Source organism: Actinokineospora sp. (assembly GCF_050699995.1).
GTDB lineage: Bacteria > Actinomycetota > Actinomycetes > Mycobacteriales > Pseudonocardiaceae > Actinokineospora.
The window spans coordinates 1-6,401 of record NZ_JBOHGC010000015.1; the positions used below are offsets into that span (position 1 = coordinate 1).

A 6,401-nucleotide genomic window follows, 5' to 3' on the forward strand; every position below is an offset into this window, starting at 1 on the left:
TTCAACGCGCCGAACGACGACCTACCACTCCACGGATCCAGGCTTAGGCCGATAGCCGTGCGCCACCTGTCGCGGGCCGTCCGGGTGAGGGGTCACACCGGTCGTCGGGTGGCCATCACCCGCCAGGACCAATGCGCGGGATTGGATGAAAACTGCCTGTCGTCAGATAGTTGCCGACCAAAACCTGGTATAGAACGGAAGAACTTGACCGTAGGGCTACTCGAAAGTAACTATCTCGTTGCCGCGCGGCTGATCCACCCCGAACCGTTGTCCACCCAGCACATTCGAGGTGACCAGAGATGAAATCGACCTTACGTCGAGCCCTGTCCATCGCCGCGCTGGCGGTGGTCCCGATCGTGGCGTTCGCGCCGGTCGCGGCCGCCGTGCCGACCACCGTCAACTTCGACTGCCAAGGCAGCACCCCGGTTGGCGCGCAGTACTTCACCCTGCAGCAGGGCGCGGAGGTGACCGCCCCCGCCACCGTCGCACCGGGCGGCGCACTGACCATCGTCATCGACCCCGCGCCGAACACGATCCCGTCCAGCGTCAACGGCTATACCGTCAAGCGAGTGCACACCATGGCGCTCAAGGTGCCGATCCCGGCGAACTCCACGTATGTCTCCGCCACCCTGTCCGGCGGGTCGAACGTGGGCGCCACGAACATCAGCGTCGCCAACGGAGTCGCCACCATCACCGCGTCCGGCCCGATCGCGGGCGGCTCGACGTTCGAACTGCCCACGGTGACGGCGAACCTCACGGCGGCGGCGTCCGGCACCATCGAGACCAAGCTGTACGGGACCAGCTACAGCGTTCCCGGTCTGACGTTCACCGCCGTCGTCGGATCGTTCTTCGGCGACATGAACGTGCCGACGAAGTGCTACCCGAACCCCAACCCCGTGATCACCACGACGACCATCGCCTAGCCCCGACAGCGATGCCGAGCCGCCCCTGCGACGGCTCGGCATCGCGCTTTGCGTAGTGCTACTCAACTGGCGGCGGCGCGCGACGAGCTGACGCGGCGGCGGTTGTTCCACCGGGGCCGACCGTCGCCCGAACTCGAGGACGCGCTTCGGCTGCGCCCCATGCGCGCCCAAGGCCCAGGTCAGGCGGAGCTGCGGCAGCTCGGGGCCACCATGGAACGCCCAATCCTGCGGGCGGGCATGCTCGGCGTCTCGCAGCGCGACGGGCAGGGGAAGCCGCAGCGCCTGCCCGGTCTCACCTGGTTGGACAACGACCAGGGCGCTACCTGCTGAGCGTCAAGCGGGGCCACGACGGCAGCGACTGGGCCACCCTGTCCCCCGCCGACAACCCGCGGCTCGCGACTCGCCTTGGCGAGATCCTGGCGTCGGCGAGGCGTGGATAGTCTGGGCGCCATGGCTGACGAGTTGGTGCACTACGAGGTTTCCCGAGGCGTCGCGCGGATCACTTTGGACTCCCCGCACAACCGCAACGCGCTGTCGCGGCAGTTGCGCGGCGAGCTGCGCGACCACCTGTCCGCGGCGCTGGGCGACGACGCCGTGCGGGTGATCGTCCTCGACCACACGGGGCCCGTGTTCTGCGCGGGCATGGACCTGAAGGAGGCGGGCGGCGCGTCGTCCGGTGACCAGGGGGTCAACGAGTTCCCCGCGATCCTGGAGCAGATCTGGACCAGCCCGAAGCCGGTCGTCGCCAAGCTGGCCGGACCCGCCCGCGCGGGTGGCGTGGGCATCGTGGCCGCGGCCGACATCGCCGTGGCCGTCTCGGACGCGACCTTCGCGTTCACCGAGGTCCGTATCGGTGTCGTGCCCGCGATCATCTCGGTGACCGTGCTGCCGCGCCTGCTCCCCCGCGCCGCCCACGAACTGTTCCTGACCGGTGAGAGCTTCGACGCCGAGCGCGCCGTGCAGATCGGGCTGATCAACTCCGCGGTCCCGGCCGAGCGCCTCGACGCCGAGGTCGACCGCTACACCGGGATGCTCGCCCTCGGCGGCCCGCTGGCGCTGGCGGCCACCAAGGAGATGCTGCGCCGCACCCCGGCCGCGCACCTGTCCACGGACTTCGAGGAGATGCTCAAGCTGTCCGCCGGGTTCTTCGCGAGCCCGGAAGGCCAGGAGGGGATCACCGCGTTCGCGCAGAAGCGCAAGCCGAACTGGGTGCCTCAGGACTGAGGCTTCGCCAGCACGACGGAGAGGGTGCGGCTGGGATCGGTCGCACCCTCGACCGCGTCGTCGAGGACCTCGCGGATCGCGCGGTAACCGGACGGGTCCGCCGCGGCCAGGACCTCCGAGTGGGTCCAGATCAACACGTGCTCACCCTTCGGCAGCCACGACAGGTCCGTCAGGCAGTCGTAGAGCCCGTCGAGGTTGTGGCCGAACCAGTCGGGAAACGACAGGGTCTTGGCGATCGCGGTGTACATCGTGCGCTTGCTGCGCACACCGGAGCCGTCCAGCACATGTTCGATCATCGGGTCGGGTCCACGAGCACGAAGGACGCGTAGTGGTCGCCGGTGTAGAACAGCTCTTTCCCGCTGCCGTAGATCAGGCGGCGGGCGCCTCGGTCTGGACTGCCAGGGGTGGGCACGGTGTACTCCCGGTAATAGCCGGACTTCTTGGCGGGCAACAGCTTCTCACGGTTCTGGAACGTCGTGCCGTCGTTGCGGGGGTAGGGGAACGGCCCGTCGCGCTGGATGAGCCGCCAGGTGTCGGCGGCCTCCTTCGGCAGTTGCGACAGCGGCCGCACGTCCAGGCCTGATTCCACACCAGGAACGGCGCCCTGGCTCGCCGAGCCGCCCGGCGGCGGAGCGGCGGCGTCGCCGGAGCCGACCTCGCGGATCAGCCACCCGGCGAGGACCAGCACGACGAGGCCGACAAGGGCGGCGGTGATGCGTTTTCTCGAACCCACCCGGTCAGCCTACGAATCCGTGTCCGGACCCGCGCGCGACCCCAGCGGCCGTTCGTCGCGGGAGGTGCCGAACCGGGCCGACGCGTAGTCCACGGCCCGGTCGATGGCCCAGGCCGCCACCACGCACAGCGGCAGCAGCACGGCCATCACCAGGGCGAACTGCGCCGCGAACGGGAGCTGGAGGACCCACAGCTCCACGTCGTTCCACCAGTCGGACAACCCGTCGAACACGGTTCGACAGTAGACCTTGGCCACTTCCGCGCGGCACCGGCCGCCGTCGGTGGATAAGTTGACGACCATGTTCGCCGTCTACGCCACCGCGCCCAGCCCGGATGACCCGCTAGCCGCCCTGGAGATCGGGGACCGGCCCGAGCCCGAGGTCCCCGACGGCTGGGTGGCCGTCTCGGTCAAGGCCGCCAGCCTCAACATGCACGACCTGTGGACCCTGCGCGGTGTCGGGATCAAGGCCGAGCGGTTCCCGATGATCCTGGGCTGCGACGGCGCCGGGGTGCTGGCCGACGGCACCGAGGTGGTGCTGCACTCGGTCATCGGCGACCCGGCGTGGACCGGCGACGAGACCCTGGACCCGACGCGGACGCTGCTGACCGAGAAGCACCAGGGCAGCTTCGCCGACACGGTGATCGTGCCCGCCCGCAACGCGCTGCCCAAGCCCGAGGGGCTCAGCTTCGCCGAGGCGGCATGCATGGGTACCGCGTGGCTGACCGCCTACCGGATGCTGTTCGTGAAGTCCGGGCTGCGTCCGGGGCAGACCATGCTGGTCCAGGGTGCCTCCGGCGGGGTGTCGACGGCCCTGATCGAGCTCGGCCAGGCCGCGGGCCTACGGGTGTGGGTCACCGGCCGCACCGAGGAGAAGCGCGCGCTGGCCACGGAGCTGGGCGCGCACGCGGTGTTCGAGTCCGGCGCCCGGCTGCCCGAGAAGGTCGACGGCGTGTTCGAGACCGTCGGCAAGGCCACCTGGTCGCACTCGATGCGCGCGCTCAAGCCCGGCGGCATCATCGTCGTCTCGGGCTCCACCAGCGGCCCGGACCCGAGCGCCGACCTGCAGCGGCTGTTCTTCCTGCAACTGCGCGTAGTCGGCTCGACCATGGGCACCCGCGACGAACTGGCCGACCTGCTGCGGTTTTGCGACACCGCCGGGATCAAGCCGCGAATCGGCGCGGAGATGCCGTTCAAGCAGGCCAGGGACGGTTTCCAGCAGATGCTCGACGGCGAGACGGCGGGCAAGATCGTCTTCACCGCCTGAAACCGGCATCACTTCGTTACCGGCGCGTATTGAGGATTTCTCGCGTTCGTCGCCTACATTCTGACGCTATGTCGGACGCCATTCGGGTGACGCGCCACACGTATGGCGGAGTGTGCACGCGGGCGCTGTCGGTCGGCTCCCGCCGCCGCGGCCCCCGCGTCGTCCTCCTCCATGGCTTCGGCGACTCCGCCGACACCTGGCGCGGCGTACTCGCCGAGTTCGCCGCGCGCGGGTTGTCGGCAATCGCCGTCGACCAGCCCGGCTTCGGCGAGGCCGACGCCTTGGCGGCGGGTCCGATCCTGCCGCAACTCGACGCTTTCCTGGCGGCGCTGGTGGCGTCGGAGGCCCGGTCCGGGCAGGTCGTGCTCGTCGGGAACTCGATGGGCGGCACGGCGGCCGTCCGGGCCGCACAGAACCCGGCACTCCCGCTGGCGGGCGTCGTCTCGATCGCGGCCCCCGGCTTCAGCGACTCCTGGCTCCTGCGCGCCCTGAGCGACAACGCGTTGCCAGTGCGCCTGTACTCGTGGCTTCCGGTGCCGGTCCCCGGCCTGGCGGTGCGCGCGATCGCGTCGACGGTCATCCCCCGGATCTTGTTCGCGCGACCCGGTTCGGCGTGCCCGGACGCGGTAGCCCGGTTCGCCTCGCTGGTCCGCGACCACGGCTCGACGAAGGAACTCCTCGGCCGAGGCCAAACCCTGCTGACCGAACTCCGCGACGCTTACCGGCCGGAGGACATCCGGTGCCCGCTGCTGGTGGTGGCCGGCCGCCGCGACCGCTTGGTGGACGTCGAGGCAGGCAGGCGGCTGCATGCGGACGTGGATCACAGCACCCTGCGAATCCTGGACGACTGCGGCCACTGCCCACAGCTCGACGACCCCACCCTGACCGCCGACCTGATCGCCCACTTCACGGCGAATACGGGCCGACGGACGCTCGTCGCGACCTAGCGGAATCCAAGGACCGTTAGCGCCAACGAAAAGGCATGTCGGAACGGCAGGGAAAAGCGACCGCCGGCAGGCAGAACCCTCAGCCGTCGTGCCGTGCTTGGAAGTCGTCGATCAACGGCCACGTCCCACGACGAGCGCCCCGCCCAGTGAGCACCCCAAGATGCCCACCAGGCGCGGTCTCAAACCGCACCTCAGCCGCTTCAGGCAGCAACTCCGTCAACTTCCGCACAGACTTCACCGGCGCGATAGCGTCACCACGCCCGGCGATGACCAATGTCGGCTGCTTGACCCGCCCGATCTCCACCCGGGTCCCACCCAACACGATCTCACCATTCGCCAGATCATTCGCCCGGAAGAACCGGTGATAGATCTGCGCAACGGTGCGTCCCGGATAAGCGACCATGTTGTCCGTGAACCGATCCACCGCCTCGATCTGCGCCAGATAATCCCGATCAGCGAGGTTGCGGGCGATCGAGATCGGCTTCATCACCTGCTTGTCCAGCCCGCTGAGCTGAAACGCCTTCCGCACCAGCGGCGCCGGAATCGAGCCGAATGCCTGATACACCGGAGTCAGCGCGTATCCACCCGTCGCCTCGATCAACGGCCGTAGCGGAGCCACCAACGGAATGGCGGTGAAGTCGAAGGGGCTGGCGATCACGGTCAGCGAAGCGATCGGGAAGGCGCCCATGCGGGCGGCGGCGAGCACCGACATGATGCCGCCCAGGCACCAGCCGACGACGTGCACCGGTTTGCCGGTGCGCTCGTGCACCGCGCGGACAGCAGCAGGCAGGACCTCTTCGACCCAGTGCTCCAAGCCCAGACCACGGTCGCCGAATCCGATGCCGCCGTACTCCACCACGCACGTGGGCCTGCCCTGCGCGATCAGGTGCTCGACGACGCTGCAGCCGCGGCGCAGGTCGAAGCAGTAGTCGGGGACGGCCAGCGGCGGCACCAGCAGGGTCGGGAGGCCGGTGGCCTCGACGCCCTCGGGCAGGTGGTACTCGAACACCGATCGCGTGCGACCGGAGTCGACGGCGGTGCGCGGCAGCGGCCGGAAGTCGGCGAAGCCACCGAACAGCGCCTTGTGCGCGACGTTCTCGGCGGCGGCCCGGACCGTGCCCAGAGTGGGAAGTCCAACCATGGGGGAACTCCCTCGACGAAGTGGATTACGCCGAGGGTAGACACTAACCTCGATCTTGCACGGGTTTGTGGGATCTGGTTGAAAGGTTGCTGTGGCGGGGTTTTGCCAGGAATTCCTGGATATGGCGATGGTTGTGGGCCGACTGTCGCGTCGGTGGGCGGTTTCCGGG

9 protein-coding genes are annotated in these 6,401 nt (G+C 69.2%); 5 read left to right on the plus strand and 4 right to left on the minus strand.

Annotated elements, in window-relative coordinates:
• The first annotated feature begins 299 nt into the window (after positions 1-299).
• From ACRDSQ_RS00880 to ACRDSQ_RS00890, 3 genes are all read left to right on the plus strand, one after another.
• Positions 300-923, plus strand: coding sequence for a cyclase (locus tag ACRDSQ_RS00880; RefSeq protein WP_431417904.1), 624 nt, complete (start codon positions 300-302; stop codon positions 921-923).
• Between the two features lie 48 nt (positions 924-971).
• Positions 972-1,253 carry an ESX secretion-associated protein EspG gene (locus tag ACRDSQ_RS00885; RefSeq protein ID WP_431417905.1) on the plus strand — a complete coding sequence of 94 codons (282 nt, stop codon included), beginning with the start codon at positions 972-974 and terminating at the stop codon, positions 1,251-1,253.
• Between the two features lie 120 nt (positions 1,254-1,373).
• Complete coding sequence (locus ACRDSQ_RS00890; RefSeq protein WP_431417906.1) at positions 1,374-2,147, plus strand: enoyl-CoA hydratase-related protein; 774 nt, start codon at positions 1,374-1,376, stop codon at positions 2,145-2,147.
• Here the strand turns inward: ACRDSQ_RS00890 and ACRDSQ_RS00895 are convergent.
• Genes ACRDSQ_RS00895 through ACRDSQ_RS00905 form a run of 3 tightly spaced genes read right to left on the minus strand, consistent with a single transcriptional unit; the run spans position 2,138 to position 3,180 of the window.
• Positions 2,138-2,443, minus strand: a complete 306-nt coding sequence (locus ACRDSQ_RS00895; RefSeq protein WP_431417908.1) for a barstar family protein — start codon at positions 2,441-2,443, stop codon at positions 2,138-2,140. The two genes, ACRDSQ_RS00890 and ACRDSQ_RS00895, sit on opposite strands and share 10 nt — an antisense overlap.
• On the minus strand, positions 2,440-2,880 hold the full coding sequence (locus ACRDSQ_RS00900; RefSeq protein WP_431417909.1) for a ribonuclease domain-containing protein: 441 nt from the start codon (positions 2,878-2,880) through the stop codon (positions 2,440-2,442). The genes ACRDSQ_RS00895 and ACRDSQ_RS00900 overlap by 4 nt, the downstream gene beginning before the upstream one ends.
• 9 nt (positions 2,881-2,889) lie before the next feature.
• Positions 2,890-3,180, minus strand: coding sequence for a hypothetical protein (locus tag ACRDSQ_RS00905; RefSeq protein ID WP_431417910.1), 291 nt, complete (start codon positions 3,178-3,180; stop codon positions 2,890-2,892).
• Between ACRDSQ_RS00905 and ACRDSQ_RS00910 the strand changes: the two genes are divergently transcribed.
• Positions 3,179-4,144, plus strand: coding sequence for a zinc-binding dehydrogenase (locus ACRDSQ_RS00910; protein ID WP_431417912.1), 966 nt, complete (start codon positions 3,179-3,181; stop codon positions 4,142-4,144). The two genes, ACRDSQ_RS00905 and ACRDSQ_RS00910, sit on opposite strands and share 2 nt — an antisense overlap.
• A 68-nt stretch (positions 4,145-4,212) precedes the next feature.
• The gene (locus ACRDSQ_RS00915) at positions 4,213-5,091 is read left to right on the plus strand and encodes an alpha/beta fold hydrolase (protein ID WP_431417914.1); all 879 of its coding nucleotides are present in this window, start codon (positions 4,213-4,215) and stop codon (positions 5,089-5,091) included.
• A gap of 79 nt (positions 5,092-5,170) precedes the next feature.
• Here ACRDSQ_RS00915 and ACRDSQ_RS00920 read toward each other — a convergent pair whose 3' ends face one another.
• On the minus strand, positions 5,171-6,232 hold the full coding sequence (locus tag ACRDSQ_RS00920) for an alpha/beta fold hydrolase (protein WP_431417915.1): 1,062 nt from the start codon (positions 6,230-6,232) through the stop codon (positions 5,171-5,173).
• Positions 6,233-6,401 lie beyond the last annotated feature (169 nt).

Coding starts and splice junctions, on each gene's coding strand:
- ACRDSQ_RS00880 (WP_431417904.1), top strand. CDS start 300: ATGAAATCGACCTTACGTCGAGCCCTGTCCATCGCCGCGCTGGCGGTG.
- ACRDSQ_RS00890 (WP_431417906.1), top strand. CDS start 1,374: ATGGCTGACGAGTTGGTGCACTACGAGGTTTCCCGAGGCGTCGCGCGG.
- ACRDSQ_RS00895 (WP_431417908.1), bottom strand. CDS start 2,443: ATGATCGAACATGTGCTGGACGGCTCCGGTGTGCGCAGCAAGCGCACG.
- ACRDSQ_RS00910 (WP_431417912.1), top strand. CDS start 3,179: ATGTTCGCCGTCTACGCCACCGCGCCCAGCCCGGATGACCCGCTAGCC.
- ACRDSQ_RS00905 (WP_431417910.1), bottom strand. CDS start 3,180: ATGGTCGTCAACTTATCCACCGACGGCGGCCGGTGCCGCGCGGAAGTG.
- ACRDSQ_RS00915 (WP_431417914.1), top strand. CDS start 4,213: ATGTCGGACGCCATTCGGGTGACGCGCCACACGTATGGCGGAGTGTGC.
- ACRDSQ_RS00920 (WP_431417915.1), bottom strand. CDS start 6,232: ATGGTTGGACTTCCCACTCTGGGCACGGTCCGGGCCGCCGCCGAGAAC.